The organism is Xylophilus sp. PBN-3R (genome assembly GCF_057747805.1).
Window position 1 is genome coordinate 437771 of sequence record NZ_CM173225.1, and the last position, 17932, is coordinate 455702.

Here is a 17932-nt window from a genome sequence, read left to right on the forward strand (position 1 = left end):
GTGGTTGCAGGCGGGGTCGTGCATCACTGGCCCAGCGGCGCGGCGGTCGGCATGTCCCGGAAGCTGCGTCCCAGCCACTTCTCTTGCAGGCCGTACAGGCTGCCGTCGGCACGCACCTTCGCCATGAAGGCGTCGAGCTGCTTCAGCAGGCCGGAATTGCCTTTTTCCACCGCCCAGGCCGCGTAGGTCGGCACCCCCACCGCCGTTCCGATCTTGAAGCGTTGCGGCTGTTCCTTCACCAGGCTGCTGAGGTTGACGACGCCATTGACGACGTAGTCGATGCGGCCGTTCGCGAGGTCCTGGTAGGCGTCGGGAAAGGACCGGTACTGCACCACGCGTCCCAGGCTGCCGCCGCTGGCCGCCAGCAGCTTGCGCAGGTTGTCGAGCGCAGCGAAAGAGCCCCCGCCGGCCTGCACCCCCACCACCTTGCCGTTCAGGTCGGCGACCGAGCGGATGGTGGCGTCGTCGGCGCGCGCGGCATAGAACTGCGTGGCGTCGGCGATAGGCATCGTGAAGTCGAGGCTCCTGGCCCGTTCGGCCGTCACCACCACCGCGGTCACCGCGACGTCGTACTTGCCGGTCGTCACGCCCGGCAGCAGGCCCGACCACGGGATGATCTGCTGCTCGACCTTGAAGCCGACCTGCTTGCGGTACAGGGCCAGCAGCTCGTGGTCGAGTCCCATGGGTTTGCCGTCGACCACGAATTCGAAGGGCTTGTAGTCGTCTTCGGTGGCCACCGTCATGACGCCCCTGGCCTGCACTTCTTCGAGGGTGGCGGCCACGGCCTGCAGCGTGACGGCGGACAACAGCAAAACGCACAGGGCGGCAGCGGCGCGCGGGAAGGATGGATGAAAAGACATGTCGGAACCTTTGAGAAGTTGGGGGCCGGCCTCAAGCCGGGCGGCGGGCGATGAAATCGACTTCGACCAGGGCGTCGTAAGCCAGGCCGGTGACACCGACACAGGTGCGCGCGGGCAGCCGGTCGACCGGAAAGAAGCTCCGGTAGGTGTCGTTGAATGCCGGGTAGTCGCGAGAGAAGTCGGTCAGGTAGGCACGTGCCACCAGCACGTGTTCCAGGTCCAGGCCCAGGCCGTTGAGCACGGTGCGCAGGTTGGCCATCACATGGCCGGTCTGCGCTTCGATGCCTTCGGGCAACTGGCCGGGGGCGTCTGGCGTGTCGGGCATCTGCCCGGTGACGAAAACGAAGCCGTCGGCCTCGGTGGCATGGCTGAAAGGTGCCACGGGTCGCGGTCCTCCCGCGATCATGTGAAAGGCAATGGGACTGGGGGCGTTGTGCATCGGTTCTCTTGCAGGCGGTTGATGAATCGCCGAGAGAATTGCAACGCCTGTGCCATGGCACGAATCATGCAATTTGTACTGTTTTTTGTTTGCAAGCCTCAGGCAATTTGTGTTCGTCACCGCCGTGGTGCGCGCGTTACCGGTGCAAATCACGCCATAAATCAGGGCATTTTTTTGTGATTCAGTACATTGACCAGAACAATTCTTTCCCGCGCGCCCGCACGGGCCGGGCTCCGTGGATGCTGGCCATCGAGGTCATCGGCGGGCCGCGCTACAAGGCCATCGTCGAAGGGGTCCGCGTCGCGCTTTCGAATGGCTCGCTGAAGGTCGGCGAGCGCCTGCCGCCGCAGCGGGAACTGGCGCGGATGCTGGGCTTGAACCTGGGCACCGTGACCCGTGCCTTCGAAGAGCTGTGCAAGGCCGGATACGCGAAGGGAGAAGTCGGGCGGGGCACCTATCTCACCTTGCCCAGTGCGGCCGTCGACAGCCCGCCATCCCTCTGGGCGCATTCGCAGCCGGCTGGTTTCATCGACCTGTCGCACAACTTTCCCGAGCGCAGCCCGACCCTGGCGGGCGCCGAACGCGTGCTTGCGGAGCTCTTGCCGGCGGTGGGCGCAGACCGCCTGCTCGCTTGCCAGGTCGACGCTGGCCGCATGGACCACCGGGGCGCGGCGGCGCGCTGGCTGGAGCGCATGGGCGTGGGCGTCGCGCTGGACGACGTCACCATCACCTGCGGCGCCCAGCACGGCTTGCTGCTGTCGCTGGCGGCGCTGACACGCCCGGGCGACATGGTGCTGGCCGAGGAACTGAGTTTCTACGGCATCAAGTCGGCCGCCGCGATGATGGGCCGCAACCTGGTCGGCGTGCGCATGGACGGGGAAGGACTGCTGCCCGAAGCGCTCGACCTGGCTGCGCAGCGTTCAGGAGCGAAGGTGCTGTTCTGCTGTCCCACGCTGCACAACCCCAGCACCGCCACCATGGGGATGGCACGCCGCCGCGCCATCCTGGAGGTCTGCCGCAAGCACGACCTGGTCGTGGTCGAGGACGACGTATACGGCTTCATGTCGGAAGACATCTGCCCGCCGCTGGCATCCATGGCGCCGGACCGCGTGGTCTATGTCACCGGCCTGTCGAAGCTGGTCGGGCCCGGATTACGGATCGGTTATATCGCCGCGCCGCACAGATTTCGCCAGGCGCTGGGCGTGGCCCTGCGTGCGACGACCTTGATGGCATCCCCGCTGAATGCGTCGACAGCCCAGCGCCTGATGGATTCAGGTGCGATGCCGCTCATCGCCGACGCCATCCGTGAGGAAACACGGACTCGGCAGGCCATCGTCGCGGACTGCGTTCCGGCCCGTGCCTGCATCACACGCGCCGGCTCCTTCTATTTCGGGCTGCGGATCGGTCCCCACTGGACATCGCAAAGCTTCGCCCGTGCGGCTGAACAGGCCGGAATCGGCATCACGCCCTACGACCTGTTCGAGGTGACGCCTGCGGCGGGCAGTGGCCTGGTCCGCGTCTGCCACAACGCCGCGCCTGACCACGACAGCCTGCGCCGCGCGCTGGTCGGGCTGGCGGAGCTGATGGGTTTGAGCCCCTGAACCAGTTCACCGGCGAGCTGCGAGACCAATGACAAGGATCGAGATTGACCTCACCGGACTTGCCGACGCCAAGTTGGTCCTTGCGCGCGTCGGAGAGTGCCTGCAGTTAGGCGGTCCCGATGGCAACCACACTGTGCGGCCCAATGAGGAGAGCGGATGGGGCATGAACTGGGACGCCCTCTTCGACTGCTTTCTGAATCTGCACTCTGGAGGCATCTGGGGCACAAGTCCGGTTTTAGCGTTCCCGCTCCGGCTCTCTTTCAAAGGCAGCGGGGACCTGCAGTGCGGCGCCCCGCAAGCCTTTTCGATACTGAAAGACATCTTGGAGCAGACCCGCGAGATATACGGGCGCCGCGGGATGGACTTTGAGTTCGAGCTCGGTTTGGAACCATGGGTGGCTCAGTAGACTTCGGCCTGTGCCCGATCCGCAAAAGGGCGCCTTCCCGCCCTCGAGACAATGCCTGACTGCTTCACGGTGTTCGACCTCCACCGAACCATTTCCGGTAAACGCGTGCGAGCTCTTCGTGATTTGGGCTGCCATCGCTTGCCCACGCAACCACTCCATCCGGACGAACCAGAAGCGCGCAAAGTCCGAGCCTGTCCGCCACATCTGCGGTCAAGTACCGGACCGCGCTATTGCAGCGACTGGCGAAAGCTCCCAGCTGTGCGTCACCGCGGAAATCCAGCAGCAGGCCTTTGCCGCCCTTGAGTTCTTGCCCGACCGTCGCACCGTCTTCGAAAGTGAAATCCGGGACGCTTCGCCCGACAAGCGCGTGGCTCCCGCCGAGCTCGTACCGTAAGGATGTGCCCCAGACGCGTGCCGCGAAATAGGTAGCTCCGTCCGGTGTGTCGATGAGATCTCGAAGGATCGCTTCAAGCGCGCGTGAACTAGCGCTCGGCCGCATGACGCCCACCTGCGCCCGGGACCAGTCGAGCACCTGGGCGCCCACCGGGTGCCGTTCTTCGACATAGGTGTCGAGCAGCGCTTCCGTCATATCGCCACGCACGACGGCCGCGAGTTTCCAGCCGAGGTTCATCGCATCACCCAGACCGAGGTTCAAGCCCTGGCCGCCCAGCGGCGAATGGATGTGAGCAGCGTCGCCGGCCAGCAGCAATCGGCCTTTGCGATAAGACGTAGCCTGGTAGGCGCGATCCGTCCAGGTCGTCGCCAGGTGAAGTGCAGTCAAGCAGACATCGGTGCCGGAAATACGCTGCAGGACCGCTTGAACATGTTCAAGCGTGATGGGTCCGTTGCGATGGAAGGCGCCTTTGTCGAAATCGACCATCGCAATGGTTCCCGGTGCCTGATAGGTGTACATGCCCGATGGCGTGTAGTGCCGGCCAGGCGCGAGTTGCCCGGGGTCGGCCATTTCGACCTCGACTGAATAGCCGGTGAACTCGGGGTCGGTCCCGGCGAACTCAAAGCCGCCCAGCTTGCGCACCGTGCTGCGCCCCCCGTCGCATCCGACAAGCCAGCGGCCCCGGAACGTTTCCGTGGCTGTGCGGATGGTGACGTCGTGCTCCGATTGCTCCAACGCAGTGACTCCGAGACCACGCCGTATGCAGACGCCCATCGCTGTTGCGCGAGCAGCCAGAACGGTCTCGATGTGCTCCATCGTCGTAGCCTGGACCTTTGCCGCCGGGTTGGGCAGGCGATACGGCCATTGGGCTTCATCAATCCTGTCGTTGAAGAACTGGATTCCGGCGAAGTGACCTCCCGGGCTGCGCGCCTGTTGTGTCCAGTGGGCGGCCTGTGCGGCCGCGGGCTGGGTGGTGAACTCGTCGAGCAGGCCGCGTCGGTAAAACGCCTCGACGCTCGGAACAGACAGCCCACGCATTCCGAAAGGCAAGCGTTTGAATGGCGTTGACGGGTCTTCGGCTTGCTCCAGCACGAGTACGAGCAGCCCTGCTAGACGAAGCTCGCAGGCCAGAAAAAGGCCGACCGGGCCAGCACCTGCGATGACGACGTCGTAAAGGAAAACTTCGCGCATGAACGGCTCCACGTGATCGTTCGGCCGGAGCAATTCATCGACTTGAGAACCACACGGACGAACGGCGGATGCCCAGGGCATCCGGATTCGTCGTGGGGTCCCTGGAGAGGTAGGGGACAGAGCTTCCCTTGCGGGATAGGGCCCGGGCTTACCAAACCGGGCCTGCCTTTTTCGACAAAGGGAATTCTAGCGGCGCAAAAGAGCACGATTGCGACTGGGGCGGCATTGCCCTGGAACCCCTCATTGCCTGCACCCGTTGGTCCCGCTAAGTATTTAGCCAGCTTTTGTCATGGAGTATGGCAACTCCCGGGGCAATCGGGCTCTACCGCCGAAGGAGTGGTGCCTGATTGACGCTGCGTCAGCCGATGGGCGATCTCCAGTGCCTCATCCCGGTCGGCCGCAACGTCGTGCGGAATGCCAAAAGCCTTGACCGCGATGGCAGCAGTCGCTTGTAAGGCCGCGCGCCTGGCGGGGTCGGGCTCGATGCTAATCATCGTCTTGCAGACAGCCCTCAGCTCCAGCTTGTGGCGCTTGAGCCATATCCCGCGGCGGCGCCGGTCCTCGTGGTCTTCTTCTGCACGCAGTTGGTCGAAAACGATGACGAAGGGCTGGTTGTGTGCGATGAGCGCGGCCATTTCCATTTCCCAAATCTCCGCGAAACCCGTTAGAGCGGCCTCTCCGTTGAAGACGACGAACGGAAACTCGGAGATGTCGTGAACGGTAAACAGGCTGGTGTCGAGTGGCATGGTGATTTTCCTTCTTGAAATGATCGCGGCGTCTCAGCTCTCGGCATGACCGGAGTTCCATCCACGCCCCAGAGCTTTGTAGAGTTGCACCAGCGCCAGGGACACGCCGGTGGTGGTGTCGACCCACTGCTGCTCGTTTTCCAGCAGGCTCTTCTGCACGGTGAGCACCTGAACGAAGTCGATGGCACCTTCCTTGTATTGGTGCTGCGCCATGTCGAGGGCGGTACGGGCTTGCTGCACGGCTTCCTTCAGCCGCTCGCGGCGTTCTTCGCGGGCCTTGTAAAGACCGATCACGTCGTCGATTTCATGCCATGCCGCCAGCACGGTCTGCTGGTATTGCAATGCCGCTTCGCGCTGCTGGCCTTCGCGCAGCGTGAGCATGGCGCGCAGCCTTCCGCCGTCGAAAAGCGGCAGGCTGATCTGCGGACCGAAGCCGTAGTGGCGCGAGTTCCACGAGCCCAGGTCCGACAGCTGCAGCGATTGAAAACCCAGGTCCGCGGACAGCCGGATACGTGGATAGAAGTCGCCCTGCGCGACGCCGACCGATGCGGTGGCTGCATGCAGGCGGGCCTCGGCGCGGCGGATGTCGGGGCGGTGCTCGGCCAACTCCGAAGGCAGACCCAGCGCGAACTGCGGCTGGATGGCCGGCAGGGGCGCAGGCGGCAGCAGCTGGGCCCTCAGGCTGCCGGGTTCCTCCGACAGCATCAGGCTCAAGGCGTTGATGAGCTCGGCCTGATGCTGTTCCAGCAAGGGCAATCCTGCCTGCAGCGAGGCCAGCTGCGAGGCGGCCTCGGCCACGTCGAGCCGGGTCACCACGCCGTCCTCGAAGCGCAGCTTCGACAGGCGCAGGCTTTGCTCTGCGCGCTCGATGTTGCGGCGGGTGACGGCCAACGTGGCTTGCACACCGCGCAGCTGCAGGTAGTCGAGTGCCGTCTCGGCCAGTACCGCCAGCTGCACGGCGTGGAAGTCCTCGCGTGCGACGTCCACGTGGGCATCGGCCACTTCCAGTTCACGCCGGATGCGGCCCCAGAAGTCGGGCTCCCACGAAGCCGCCGTCTCGGCATTCCAGACGCTATAGGCGTGAAGGCCCGAATGGCCCGAGGCATCCAGCAAGCCGTTGGCACTGTTGCGTCCCCGCTGGGCGCCGCCTTCGGCCGTGATCTGCAGCCCCTGGGATGCCTTCGTGGCCTGGCGGGTCGCACCGATCTGTTGCAGGTGCGTGGCAGCGATGGCCAGGCCGAGGTTGGCATCGGCGGCGCGTTGCATCAGCGCGGAGAGTTCATCGTCATGGAATTCCAGCCACCAGCGTTCATCGACGGGCGCGTGCCCATATTCGGCCGCCTGGGCCTCCGGCCAGCGCGCCGGCAAGCGCGTGGGTGGACGCCGGAAATCGGTGCCGACACTGGCGCATCCGGCAAGTCCGATCAGCACGGAAAGCGCCAGAAGCCACTGGGGCAAAAGAGCGGTCCTGTCTTTCATTGCACACGCGCCTCCACGATGTCGTCCGACCGGGTCTGGATACTCACATCGGCCGACATGCCGACCCGCAAGCGTTCCACCAACGGCTGGCCGGGGTCGAGCGTCACCTTGACGGGGATGCGCTGGACCACCTTGGTGAAGTTGCCGGTGGCGTTGTCGGGCTTGACCGCGGCGAAGGTCACGCCGGTGGCCGGCGCGATGCTCTGCACACGCCCGTGCAAGGTCTCGCCCGCAAAGGTATCGACCTGGATATCCACCACCTGGCCGGCAGAGACATGCGCCAGCTGGGTTTCCTGAAAGTTGCCGACGACGTAGGCCTGCTTCAAAGGCACCACGGCCAGCAGCCGGGTGCCGGGGGTGACATAGGCGCCGGCCCGCAAGGCGCGTTCGCCGACGACGCCGTCCACCGGTGCCACCAGGCGGGTATAGGACAGGTCCAGCCGCGCCTGCGCCAGGCTTGCTTCGGCCTGGCGCAGGCCGCCGGTGGCGGCGTCGATTTCGGCGGCCTGTAGTTCGAGCTGCTTGCGTGCCGCCGCCAGGGCGGCCCTGGAGTTGGCCAGCCGCGCCACGGCCTGGTCGACCCGGCTGCGGGACTGCTGCGCGTTCTGCACCGAGCCGGCGCCTTCGCCAGCCAGGCGCTCGTAGCGGGTCAGCTCGTGTTGGGCGAAAGACAGCCCGGCCTCGTCGGACTGCACCACGGCCTGGGCCTGCTGGATGAGCGATGCCTGCCGCTCGCGGCTGGCCACGCTGTTCGCATGGTGGGCCTGCGCGACCAGCAGGCGGGCCTGCGCGGCGTCCAGTGAAGACTGGAAATCGCGGTCGTCCAGGGTGGCCAGCAACTGACCGGCGACGACCGCCTGGTTGTCCTCGACCAGCACGTCCTTGATGAAGCCGGCGACCTTGGGCGCGACCAGGGTGTAGTCGGCCGATACGTAGGCGTCGTTGGTGTCCTGGCGGTCGGGGCTGGACAGCAGGGATCGCCAGCCGAGGTAGACCAGCGCACCGGCCAAAAGGATGCCGGCCAGGAGATATGCGGGGTTCCGCGAAGAGGATTGACGCATGGAGAGTTTCAGGGTTTCGAAGGAACAGGCGCTGGCGCAGGCGCTGGCGCGCGCGGCGCATAAATGCGCGTGGCCACCAGCGGAATGACGAAAATCAGCGCAATGGAGACGGCAGCCATGCACTGGTAGAGATCGGCCGATACCAGCACCGCCACCTGCTGGTGGATACGGCGGGCCAGGCCCGCCTGGTCGGCCAGCGCGGGAGAGTTGCCCAGGCGGTCCACCAGCATGGTCGAGTGGAAGTGGGACCGCACGGTGCCAAGGGCGTCGAGCACGCCGCCGGCCAGTACCGCGGCAAAGCCCTTCACCGTGTTGAACCAGGCCGAGGCGAACGGACCGTCCTGTGGAGCCAGGCCGCCGGTGGCCAGCATCAGCAGCGGGAGGACGGCCATGGGCTGCGCCACGATCTGCAAGCCCTGCGAAAGGTAGAAGTTCTCGCGGCTCCAGGCCGAGGTCAGCCCCGATGCAAGCCAGCAAGAACAGGCCAGCAAGCCGAGGCCCGTGGCCAGTACCCAGCGGCAGTCCACCCGGCGCAGGTTGCACAGTGCGGCCGCTGCGGGCAGCGCGATGAGCTGGGGCAGCGCCAGCAGCAGCATCAGCGGTGCGGTCTGCAGCGGCCGGTAGCCCTGCACCACGGCGAGATGGGCCGAGGGAATGCGGATCACCGCGAGCAGCACGAAGAGCACTCCGCCCAGCGTGATGAGTGAGTGCGTCAGGTTGCGGTTGGCCAGCAGCTGCAGCTTGAAGAAGGGCAGCGGATGCGACCACTCGTGCAGCAGGAAAAAGCCCAGCAGCAGCGCTCCGCCGCCCAGCAGCATCACCACCAGCCCGGACTCGAACCAGTCGAGGCGCTCTCCGAGCGTCAGCCCGATCACCAGGCTGAAGATGGCCGCCAGCCCGAGGGCCATGCCGAGCCAGTCGAAATGACGAAAACGCTCCAGCCGCATCGGGTCTTGCGGAATGCCCCAGGCGACGCCTGCCATGGCCAGCGCGCCGAGCGGCATCACCTGCCAGAACGCCCACCGCCAGCCGCCGTAGTCGGTCCAGAAAGCGGCCAGGGGCGTGCCCATGGCTGGGCCGAAGGTGGCAGTCAATGCATAAGCCGCCAGGCCGTACAGCCTGATGCCCGGCGGCAAGTAACGCAGCGCCACCGTCATCAGCATCGGCGGCAGTGCGCCACCGGCCAGGCCCTGCAAAACACGCAGCGCCAGCAGCGTGTGCCAGTTCGTCGCCAGCGGGGCCGGCAGGCCCAGCACCATGAACGTGGCAATCGCGCCCAGGGTGAATCGCCGCAGCGACAGCGTCACCGAGAACCAGGGCGCGAACGCCATCGCGCTGACCGAGGCCGCCGCATACAGGGCCAGCAGCCAGCTGCCTTCGTCGCTGCCGATGCCCATGCCGCCCCGGATATCCGAGAGCGCTACCTTGGTGATGTTTTCGTTGAGGCCTGCGGCCAGCACGGCCAGCAGGACCCCGCCCAGGCCGACACCCAGCCTGAACCCGAATACGGGGGGCTTGCCCGGTGCGGTAGGCGGCCCTTGAACGCTTGCCATCGTCTGCGATTTCCTGAAGAACATCCGTCCATTCTGGAAATGGGCGAGACCGAAATAAATGCCGTGGGCCTTACGTCACGATTGCGTCAGATGGAATCCGCGAACCCCGAATCGGCTTTTGTGAAAGTTATGCTGACCGCATGAAACCGCTCGACATGAATCTGCTGGCCGCCCTGCATGTACTGCTGGAAGAAGGCAGCGTGGTGAAGGCTGCGCGTCGCATGGACATGAGTGTCCCGGCCATGAGCCGCACCCTGGCGCGCATTCGCGAGATGGTCGGCGACCCGGTGATGGTGCGTGCCGGCCGCGGCCTGCTGCCCACGCCGCGTGCGCTCGAGCTGCAGGATCAGGTGGTCAGGCTGGTCGAGCAGGCCCAGGGACTGTTCGCTTCCTTCAGCCATCAAGACGATCTGTCGACCCTGCGCCGCACTTTCAGCCTGCGCGCCAACGACGTCTTCGTCGGCGCCTACAGCGGCCTGCTGCGTGAAAGCCTGCATCGCCAGGCACCGCTCAGCACCCTGCGTTTCGTGCCGGAGGCGGACGACGAGGACTTCTTCAACAAGGGCACGGTCGACCTGTACATCGGGGCGCCCCATCGCTTCGGCGCCGACGTCAAGACGCAGGCGCTTTTCGACACGGCCTTCGTGGGCCTGGCACGCAAGGACCATCCGATCTTCGATGCGGAAATCGATGTGGCACGTTTCGCCTCGTTCAGCCACATCAGCGTGTCCCGCCGCGGCCGCGCCAGCGGGCCCATCGACGCAGCCTTGGCCGAGCAGGGATACGAGCGCCAGGTCTCGCTCATCACGCCCGGTTTTCATGCCGCCATATTCGCCTTGCTCGACTCCGACCTGGTTCTGCCGCTGATGCCTCGCAACATGCTGCCGAACGTCGCGCGCATGGGGCTGGCCGTGCGCCCGTTCGTGCTGCCCATTCCCTTGAAGACAGTGGTGATCGTGCAAGCCTGGCAGCCCCGCATGGATGGCGACGCGGTGCACCGGTGGTTGCGCCAGGAAATCAAGCGGACATGCGCAGACGTACGGGAGCGATGAGCATCGGCAATAGTGCAGACATCTTTGGCGGCGCCGCGATGCCTTTGTCGGCCTTGCAATCATCGTCGGCAAGCTGCTCAAAAGACCGATGCGGAATTAACGATGGTCCATGAGAGGCGGCTGGTGGCCACGTCGTTGCCATTCGGGCTGACGTATCCAGGGAATACGAGGCCCTGAAATTGCCGCGAAGTGACTTCCTGGCCTGGGGATCTGGTCCGCAGTCGGCCAGGGGCGGGCGTCCATCCGAGGCGTCATCAATGAGAATGGTTTGCATTCATCGGTAGAATCGAGGGGATGGAACTGTCATCCTCGTTTACGCGCGCATTGCTGGATGGTTTCGCGTCGGCATATGACGAGCTGTTGCGCGTGGCAGAACGGCGGACTTCTTCCCGAGAGGATGCCAAGGACCTGGTTCACGATGCCTGGATGCGTTTGGCCGAGCACGATCGCAGGCTGCGCGGCGCTGCCGCCGAAGCGGTGGCAGCGCATGGAGAAGTCGAACTGCTGAATGCGCGCGCCTATTTGGCGACGATCACCGACAACCTCGCGCTGGACCAGCTGCGCCGCTCCGCAAGCCTGCGCAAGTACCAAGGGGAGCAGCAGCTGCAAGCGGCGCTGGCACCACAACAGGCGCCGGACGTTGCCGAGTCAGTCATGTACGGCCAGGCGCTTGCGGTGCTGCAGTCGGTCCTGGATGGCTTGCCATCCCGACCGCGGGAAGCCTTTGTCGCCCACCGCATTCGGGGTGAAGGGTTAACCGCACTTGCCGGCAGGCTGGGCGTATCGGAAAACACCGTCGAACGTGACCTGATGCAGGTGTCGGCCTGCATGGAGGATGCACTTCAGCGCTGGCGTGGAGGAGCCTCCGCTGCCGCGACTGCCCAGGGAAAGCGGCGGCGCGACCTGGCCGCCCTGCTGGGCCTCGCAACCCTGGGCGTCAGCGGGCCCCTCGCCTGGTGGCAATGGCGGGCCTACCTCCAGGACCACGTGCAATGGGGCCTTTCCGCCAGCACTCATCGGGGGCAGCAGCAAACGCACACGCTGGAGGACGGAAGCACCGTGGTGCTGGACGCCGGCAGCCGGGTCGACGTGCGCTACTACGCAGGCCGCCGGGTGGTCGCGCTGCTGCAAGGCGCGGCGTTTTTCTCCGTGGTCAGGCAGCCGGAGCGGCCTTTCATCGTGGAAGCCGGGTCTGTGCGGGTCACCGTGCTGGGCACACGATTCGGTGTGGAACGCCTGCCAGTCGGTGGTGGCGAAAGCGTGTGGGTGCAGGTGGAATCCGGCCGCGTCCGCGTCGAGCAGCCGCTCGGCCCGGCGCGCGAGTTGACGGCTGGCGAAGGCCTGCGGATCTCGGCTTCTGGCGAAGCCGCTCGCACTGGTGGAGACGCGGCTGCCTGGCGTTCCGGGTTGCTTGAGTTCGACAACGCCACACTCGGTGAAGCCCTGTCGCGGCTGAGCCGCTACGGCCGTGCCGACCTGCAGGCCAGCGCCGCCGCCGAGAGTCTGCCGCTGACGGGCCGTGTGCGTGTGCATCAGTTGGGCCATTGGCTTGAGGCTCTGCCCCGTGCCATGCCCGTCCGGCTGATCCATCTGCCCGGCGGCGCGGTCCGCGTGGTGCTGCGTACGGAATAGCCGAAGGAATTATTTTTCAGGAGTTTTGCGGGCCGTTCGTCTAACAGGTTGAAGCCCAAACAACCTGATGAGGAGGACGAATTCCATGAAACCCGCACAGTCCCGATGCCAGCGCACGCTGGCCCAAGCCGCGGCCTGCCTGGTCCTGGGCATATCCATCCAGGCCAGCCTGGCGCAGACAGTCGAGTTCCACATAGGCAGCCAACCCCTGGCCGCGGCGCTGAGCCAGTTCGCCAAGCAGGCCAACCTGCAGTTGGTGTTTTCTCCTGCGCTTGCCCAGGGCCGGCAGGCACCCGCACTCGACGGTACGCGCGATGTGCGCCGGGCGCTGGAGCGGCTGCTGGAAGGCAGTGGGCTGGAGGGCCGCCTGGACAACGGCACGCTTACCATCCACAAGACTCCGAGTCCGAACGCCGCGGCGGGAACGCTCGCCCCGGTGACCGTTTCGGCCATCGCGGATGCCACATCCGAAGGCACCGGCTCGTATGCGCCCGTAGGCAACAGCGTCACGGCCACCGGCTTGGCGCTCACGCTGCGGGAGACGCCGCAGTCGGTCAGCGTGGTGACGCAACAGCAGATGCGCGACGGCAATATGCAGTCGTTGGACGATGTGGCCGCCGCCGCCCCGGGCCTGAGCTACAGCAAGCTGGGTACCGAGCGTTCCTCCTTCTATTCGCGCGGCTTCCAGGTCACCGACCTGCAGATTGACGGCATGCCGACCAGCATCGCCGAGAGCTATTCCAACGACGCGCTGTCGCTCAACAACATGGCCATCTACGACCGGGTGGAAGTGGTGCGCGGGGCCAATGGACTGCTGCAGGGCTCGGGCAACCCCTCGGCCGTCATCAACATGGTGCGCAAGCGGCCTACCCGCGAGTTCCAGATGAGCGCCGAGGTCGGTGCCGGTTCCTGGAACGACTACCGCGCTCAACTCGACGTGTCCGGCCCGCTGAACGCTGCCGGCACCCTGCGCGGGCGCGCGGTGCTGCTCGACAACCAGGCCGACAGTTTCAAGAACGGTGCCAGCACCGACAACAAGATGCTGTATGCCATCGGGGAGCTGGACATCGATGCGTCCACCACCGCCAGCCTGGGCTTCAGCATGCAGAAAGACAAGCACCAGGGTTATGACTGGGGAGGCTTCAGCACCCGCACCGACGGCTCCTTCTATGACCTGGACCGCTCCGCTTCCCTGGCAGGCCCGGCGTCTCATCTGAACCGCGACAACTACACCCTCTTTGGCGATGTGCAACATCGTTTCGAGAACGGCTGGAACCTGACTGCCGCCTTCAGCGCGGTGCGCTCGGAGGCCAGCTTCCTCGCCAACTATCCCGCACGGGTCTCGGGCGATACCTACAGCCTGACCTTTGTCGACGCGGAATACACCGACAGGCAACTCGCTTTGAATCTCAGGGCGAGCGGCCCGTTCACCTTGTTCGGCCGTCAGCACGAACTGATGCTGGCCGCCAGCAGCCGCAAGGACAACTTCGATTACGACGTCTACACCGCCGCCGGAACGGCTGCGCGCGTCAATTTCAACACCCTGGACTTCTCATCCATCCAGGTACCGGCACTGAACGCGACGCCCAACCACTTCGAGCTGGAGCGCACGGAAAAAGGAGTGGTCGCCGCCACCCGCTTGCGCGCGACCGACAGCCTCAGCGTCATTCTGGGTAGCCGCGTGAGCTGGTCGGAGTACAAGTCCAAAGGCGCCTCCACGAACTCGAGCTATGACTCGGGCCGCCAGTTCATTCCCTATGCTGGCGTGGTGTACGACGTGAACAGGGCACACGCGCTCTACGCCAGCTACACCGAAATCTATTCCATCCAGCAGTATTACAGCCCCTCGGGCCTGCTCGACCCGGTGACCGGGAAGAACTACGAAGCCGGCGTGAAGAGCCAGTTCTTCAACGACCGGCTGCAGACCTCGGTGGCTTTGTTCCAGACCGACCAGCTCAACCTGCCGGTGGCGCTGGCCGTGGCCTCCACCTGCGGTCTGACGGGCGCCGTGCGCTGCTACACCGAGGGCGCCAAGGTGCAGAACCGGGGCATCGACCTTGAGGCCACCGGTCAGCCGGCCGCGGGCTGGAACATCGCCGCGGGCCTGACCCTCAGCAACCCCGAGTACGTCGCCGGCCCCAATGACGGCAAGAACTACAACACGAATGTGCCGCGCAAGGTCTTCAAGTTCTCCACCGACTACCGCCTGCCCGGTGGCAAATGGCGCGTGGGCGGCAATGTGCAGGCGCAGAGCGCCATGTATTACGACGGCACCGGCTACAGCATCCGCCAGGGCGGCTACTCGCTGCTCAACCTGCAGACCAGCTACCAGTTCGACAGCCATCTCCGGCTGCAGCTCAATGTGCGCAATGCCCTCGACAGGTACTACTACCAGACGATCCCGACGAGCAACAACTACGGCGGCGTCTTCGTGGGCGCACCGCGCAGTTTCGCGGTCACTTTGCGCTACGACTACTGAGCGGTAGATGACGATCGGGAGGCTGATCTGATGCGGGCCGGAAGCGACGCACGCCGCCGGGTGTCGGGCGCCGGCGCGCTGGCCCTGCCGCGCCCACCTGGCAGAGCGTGCCCCCTGACGCGCGGCCGCATCGAGGCGGCCGTGGGCATCCTGAAGCCGCTGGAAGTGGTGGGGCTGGATTGCAGCGGCCGAGAGGAGAGCAGCTTCTGCCTCAAGCGCGCCGGTTGATTAAGCAGAGCTTGGCTGCTCCGTATAAGACGCTGCGCGGTAGCGCTCTCACTGAGCTGGAAGTTTCTTGATAGTAGTGACGTCACATATACGCGGACACCGCGGTGAGGTTGCAGCAGGTCCCAGCCCTACGGTGCGCCCACGTCGCCGAATTTCCTTGTGCCGCGACATTTGACTTGCCGTCATCCGCCACGCAGGTGGCCATGCAGCCCTGTGTTGCAAGGCCATCGACTCCCAGCCACGGCACGCCACTCGAGTAATGCTGAGCTCAGCGACGGCGACCCACAATTTTGGGTCGACCGGAGCTTGAGCTCCCGACGGAGGGTAGGAATGGCGCCAAAGATTCCCGATGAGGCTGCCGCCCGATACACGCACCTTGAGAATGACACTTTCCCGCCTTTGCTGCCCGACTGCCGGCAGGAGGTGGAGACGGTGACGCTCAGCTGGCCAGCCTCAGGCCTGGTTGCGCGGCAATGGTGTCCGAGATGAAATCCATCACGCCGCGCACGGGTGCCGTCCGACGCAGATCGCGGTGCACCAGCAGCCAGAGATCGCGGGAAAATGGTACAGCGGCGGGAGCAAGTCGAACCAGGCCTGGTTCTGCGTCTCCGATGAAACACGGCAAACCTGCGACGCCCGCGCCGCTGCGCGCGGCCGCGACATGGCCGGTGATGTCGCTGAGCGCGCAACTCACGGCCCGGCCCGCCGCAACGTGCATCAGCCATTGCTGCTGTGGCAGTGCGTGCAGTTCGGCACCGTAGGCAATGAAGGTCCATTCGGCAGGCCGGCGTGCCGCCTGGTAACTACGACTCGCATACAAGGCAAATGGCATATGCCCCACTTTCTTGATGAAGCAGTCGGACTCCTCAGGGCGCACAAGTCGCAACGCCAGGTCGGCGTCTCGTCGGCTGAGCGAAATCTGCTGCGCCTGGGCGAGCAACGAAAGCCGGATGCCGGGTGAAGAGCGCTGGAACTCCGCCATCCTGCCGGCGAGCAGGTGAGCAACGAGCACCGGCGGTGCGCTGAGCTTCACGTCCCCGACTAAAGGGTGCTGGGCGGCACGCGCCAGCCGTTCCACGCCGAAGGCAGCAGATTCCATTGCCTTGGCCTGCTCGAATACCGCCGTTCCGACTGGCGTCAACCGGCAAGAGCGGGGGAGGCGCTCGACCAGGGGCACCTGCAATTCGGTCTCGAGTGCGCCGAGGCGGCGGCTGACCGTCGCGTGGTCGACACCCAGGTCACGGGCCGCGCCCGACAGCGTGCCGGCGCGCCCGAGCGCCAGCAGGTAACGAAGGTTTTCCCAGTCGGGCATCTGTGCGTTTTCGCCAGGTATGTTGGTATTCCTGGAGAATTTACGCCATGTCGCTCGCTTCCTAGCATGAGGACTTCTTCACGGCGAAAGTTTTCATGCGTAGGGTCCTGCTTTCAGCCCGCGGCACCTTGGTGGCTTCAGCGCTCGGCTTCGTGGTCGTGCTGCTGGATGTCAGCGTCGTCAACGTCGCCCTGGACGATCTTCGAAGGGCATGGAGCGCGGATGTTGCGGCCTTGCAGTGGGTGGTCAATGCCTATGCACTGGTCTTCGCCGCGTTGTTGCTGACCGCCGGCGCGTTGGGTGACCGCTTGGGAGCACGTCGCGTGTTCATCGCGGGTTTCGTGGTGTTCACGCTGGCGTCCGCGGCCTGCGGACTGGCGCCCAGCATTCGAATGCTCGTCGCCGCACGCTTGTTGCAGGGGCTGGGCGCCGCGTTGCTGGTACCCAACTCCCTGGCCATGCTGCAACTAGCTTTCAAGGACAACCGGTTGCGCAGCCGGGCCGTGGGATGGTGGGGTGCGGCAGGCGGTGTCGCGCTGGCGGCCGGCCCGGTGGTGGGCGGCCTGCTCATTGCGCATTTCGGGTGGCGCAGCATATTTCTCGTCAATCTGCCCCTGGGCGCCGCGGGTGTCCTGCTGACACTGCGGTTCACCGAACCCCATCAAACCACCGTGGTGCGCAGCTTCGATTGGGCCGGTCAAATCGCCTGCATCGTCGCCCTGGCTTCATTTGCATGTGCGATCAGCATGGCCGCGAGCCTGGGCTGGAATCACGCCTTCGTGGTGGCCGGTTTGCTGTCGTCGGGATCCTCTGCGTGGTGCTTCATTCGTATCGAAGGCCGCGCCAAGTCGCCGATGCTGCCTCTCGACCTGTTCCGCATCCCCACCTTCACGGTCGTTTCGGTGACAGGCCTGGTGGTGAACTTCGCCTACTACGGGCTGATCTTCGTTTTCAGCCTGTTCTTCCAGTTGCAGCAAGGCCTCTCGCCGCAGCGCACCGGACTGGCATTTCTGCCGATGACCGTGGTCTTGGTATTGGTGAACGTGGTTGCTGGTCGCTTGCTGCCACGGACGGGAATTCGCAGGCTGATGGTCACCGGCCTGGTCATGGCTGCGGCGGGGTATGCGCTGCTGATGGTCAGCACCATCGAAGGCCCTTACGGCTTGTTGGTCATACCCATGCTGATGGCCGCTTCAGGTATCGCCATCACGGTCCCGACCATGACCAACGCGACCTTGTCGTCGGTGCCGGCATCCCGCACGGGCATCGCATCGGGTGTTCTGAATTCTTCGCGGCAGGTCGGCGGCATGGTGGGTGTCGCGGCATGCGGCTATCTGATACGGGACACCAGCCCGGCAGCCTTCATGTCGGGAATGCACGCGGCGCTTGGCATCGCGGCGTTATTGCTGTGCGTTGCGGCATGGCTCAACTGGACCTATCTAAGAGGCGCTGATGGCAGCACATGCCCTTCCGTCAACGCTGATATTTAGGTCAACGAC

At 65.2% G+C, this 17932-nt stretch carries 14 protein-coding genes; 6 read left to right on the plus strand and 8 right to left on the minus strand.

Annotation, left to right across the window (positions count from 1 at the left end):
- Positions 1–23 precede the first annotated feature (23 nt).
- Both AC3ANW_RS02110 and AC3ANW_RS02115 read right to left on the minus strand, forming a co-directional pair.
- Positions 24–860, minus strand: a complete 837-nt coding sequence (locus tag AC3ANW_RS02110; RefSeq protein ID WP_488343558.1) for a transporter substrate-binding domain-containing protein — start codon at positions 858–860, stop codon at positions 24–26.
- Between the two features lie 31 nt (positions 861–891).
- A complete protein-coding gene (locus tag AC3ANW_RS02115) occupies positions 892–1299 on the minus strand; it encodes a RidA family protein (RefSeq protein WP_488343559.1) in 408 nt (135 codons plus the stop codon).
- Between the two features lie 176 nt (positions 1300–1475).
- Here AC3ANW_RS02115 and AC3ANW_RS02120 point away from each other — a divergent pair, with 176 nt between their 5' ends.
- Positions 1476–2900 (plus strand): aminotransferase-like domain-containing protein, encoded by a 1425-nt coding sequence (locus AC3ANW_RS02120; protein WP_488343560.1) that lies wholly within the window; start codon positions 1476–1478, stop codon positions 2898–2900.
- 28 nt (positions 2901–2928) lie between these two features.
- The gene (locus tag AC3ANW_RS02125) at positions 2929–3306 is read left to right on the plus strand and encodes a barstar family protein (protein WP_488343561.1); all 378 of its coding nucleotides are present in this window, start codon (positions 2929–2931) and stop codon (positions 3304–3306) included.
- A gap of 64 nt (positions 3307–3370) precedes the next feature.
- Here the strand turns inward: AC3ANW_RS02125 and AC3ANW_RS02130 are convergent, their stop codons facing one another.
- From AC3ANW_RS02130 to AC3ANW_RS02150, 5 genes are all read right to left on the minus strand, one after another.
- Entirely contained in the window at positions 3371–4891 is a 1521-nt protein-coding gene (locus AC3ANW_RS02130) for an FAD-dependent monooxygenase (RefSeq protein WP_488343562.1), read from the minus strand.
- 287 nt (positions 4892–5178) lie between these two features.
- Entirely contained in the window at positions 5179–5637 is a 459-nt protein-coding gene (locus AC3ANW_RS02135; RefSeq protein WP_488343563.1) for a hypothetical protein, read from the minus strand.
- A gap of 33 nt (positions 5638–5670) precedes the next feature.
- Entirely contained in the window at positions 5671–7095 is a 1425-nt protein-coding gene (locus tag AC3ANW_RS02140; RefSeq protein ID WP_488343564.1) for an efflux transporter outer membrane subunit, read from the minus strand.
- A gap of 17 nt (positions 7096–7112) precedes the next feature.
- A complete protein-coding gene (locus tag AC3ANW_RS02145; protein WP_488343565.1) occupies positions 7113–8177 on the minus strand; it encodes an HlyD family secretion protein in 1065 nt (354 codons plus the stop codon).
- Positions 8178–8185: 8 nt separating this feature from the next.
- Positions 8186–9730, minus strand: a complete 1545-nt coding sequence (locus AC3ANW_RS02150) for an MFS transporter (RefSeq protein WP_488343566.1) — start codon at positions 9728–9730, stop codon at positions 8186–8188.
- Positions 9731–9870: 140 nt separating this feature from the next.
- On the opposite strand from AC3ANW_RS02150, the gene AC3ANW_RS02155 reads away from it, so the two are divergent.
- The 3 genes from AC3ANW_RS02155 to AC3ANW_RS02165 all read left to right on the plus strand — a co-directional run bounded on the left by AC3ANW_RS02155 (position 9871) and on the right by AC3ANW_RS02165 (position 14893).
- Complete coding sequence (locus tag AC3ANW_RS02155; protein ID WP_488343567.1) at positions 9871–10782, plus strand: LysR family transcriptional regulator; 912 nt, start codon at positions 9871–9873, stop codon at positions 10780–10782.
- A 294-nt stretch (positions 10783–11076) separates the two neighbouring features.
- On the plus strand, positions 11077–12414 hold the full coding sequence (locus AC3ANW_RS02160) for a sigma-70 family RNA polymerase sigma factor (RefSeq protein ID WP_488343568.1): 1338 nt from the start codon (positions 11077–11079) through the stop codon (positions 12412–12414).
- Between the two features lie 85 nt (positions 12415–12499).
- Entirely contained in the window at positions 12500–14893 is a 2394-nt protein-coding gene (locus tag AC3ANW_RS02165; RefSeq protein WP_488343569.1) for a TonB-dependent siderophore receptor, read from the plus strand.
- Positions 14894–15560: 667 nt separating this feature from the next.
- Here AC3ANW_RS02165 and AC3ANW_RS02170 read toward each other — a convergent pair.
- Positions 15561–16433: a LysR family transcriptional regulator gene (locus tag AC3ANW_RS02170; protein ID WP_488343570.1), complete on the minus strand. Its 873-nt coding sequence runs from the start codon at positions 16431–16433 to the stop codon at positions 15561–15563.
- A gap of 131 nt (positions 16434–16564) precedes the next feature.
- Between AC3ANW_RS02170 and AC3ANW_RS02175 the strand changes: the two genes are divergently transcribed.
- Positions 16565–17923: an MFS transporter gene (locus AC3ANW_RS02175; protein ID WP_488343571.1), complete on the plus strand. Its 1359-nt coding sequence runs from the start codon at positions 16565–16567 to the stop codon at positions 17921–17923.
- The last annotated feature ends 9 nt before the right edge of the window (positions 17924–17932 follow it).

Excerpts from the sequence above, each read along its gene's own strand:
- AC3ANW_RS02110 (WP_488343558.1), bottom strand. The coding sequence starts at position 860 with ATGTCTTTTCATCCATCCTTCCCGCGCGCCGCTGCCGCCCTGTGCGTT.
- AC3ANW_RS02115 (WP_488343559.1), bottom strand. The coding sequence starts at position 1,299 with ATGCACAACGCCCCCAGTCCCATTGCCTTTCACATGATCGCGGGAGGA.
- AC3ANW_RS02125 (WP_488343561.1), top strand. The coding sequence starts at position 2,929 with ATGACAAGGATCGAGATTGACCTCACCGGACTTGCCGACGCCAAGTTG.
- AC3ANW_RS02130 (WP_488343562.1), bottom strand. The coding sequence starts at position 4,891 with ATGCGCGAAGTTTTCCTTTACGACGTCGTCATCGCAGGTGCTGGCCCG.
- AC3ANW_RS02135 (WP_488343563.1), bottom strand. The coding sequence starts at position 5,637 with ATGCCACTCGACACCAGCCTGTTTACCGTTCACGACATCTCCGAGTTT.
- AC3ANW_RS02145 (WP_488343565.1), bottom strand. The coding sequence starts at position 8,177 with ATGCGTCAATCCTCTTCGCGGAACCCCGCATATCTCCTGGCCGGCATC.
- AC3ANW_RS02150 (WP_488343566.1), bottom strand. The coding sequence starts at position 9,730 with ATGGCAAGCGTTCAAGGGCCGCCTACCGCACCGGGCAAGCCCCCCGTA.
- AC3ANW_RS02155 (WP_488343567.1), top strand. The coding sequence starts at position 9,871 with ATGAAACCGCTCGACATGAATCTGCTGGCCGCCCTGCATGTACTGCTG.
- AC3ANW_RS02160 (WP_488343568.1), top strand. The coding sequence starts at position 11,077 with ATGGAACTGTCATCCTCGTTTACGCGCGCATTGCTGGATGGTTTCGCG.
- AC3ANW_RS02165 (WP_488343569.1), top strand. The coding sequence starts at position 12,500 with ATGAAACCCGCACAGTCCCGATGCCAGCGCACGCTGGCCCAAGCCGCG.
- AC3ANW_RS02170 (WP_488343570.1), bottom strand. The coding sequence starts at position 16,433 with ATGCCCGACTGGGAAAACCTTCGTTACCTGCTGGCGCTCGGGCGCGCC.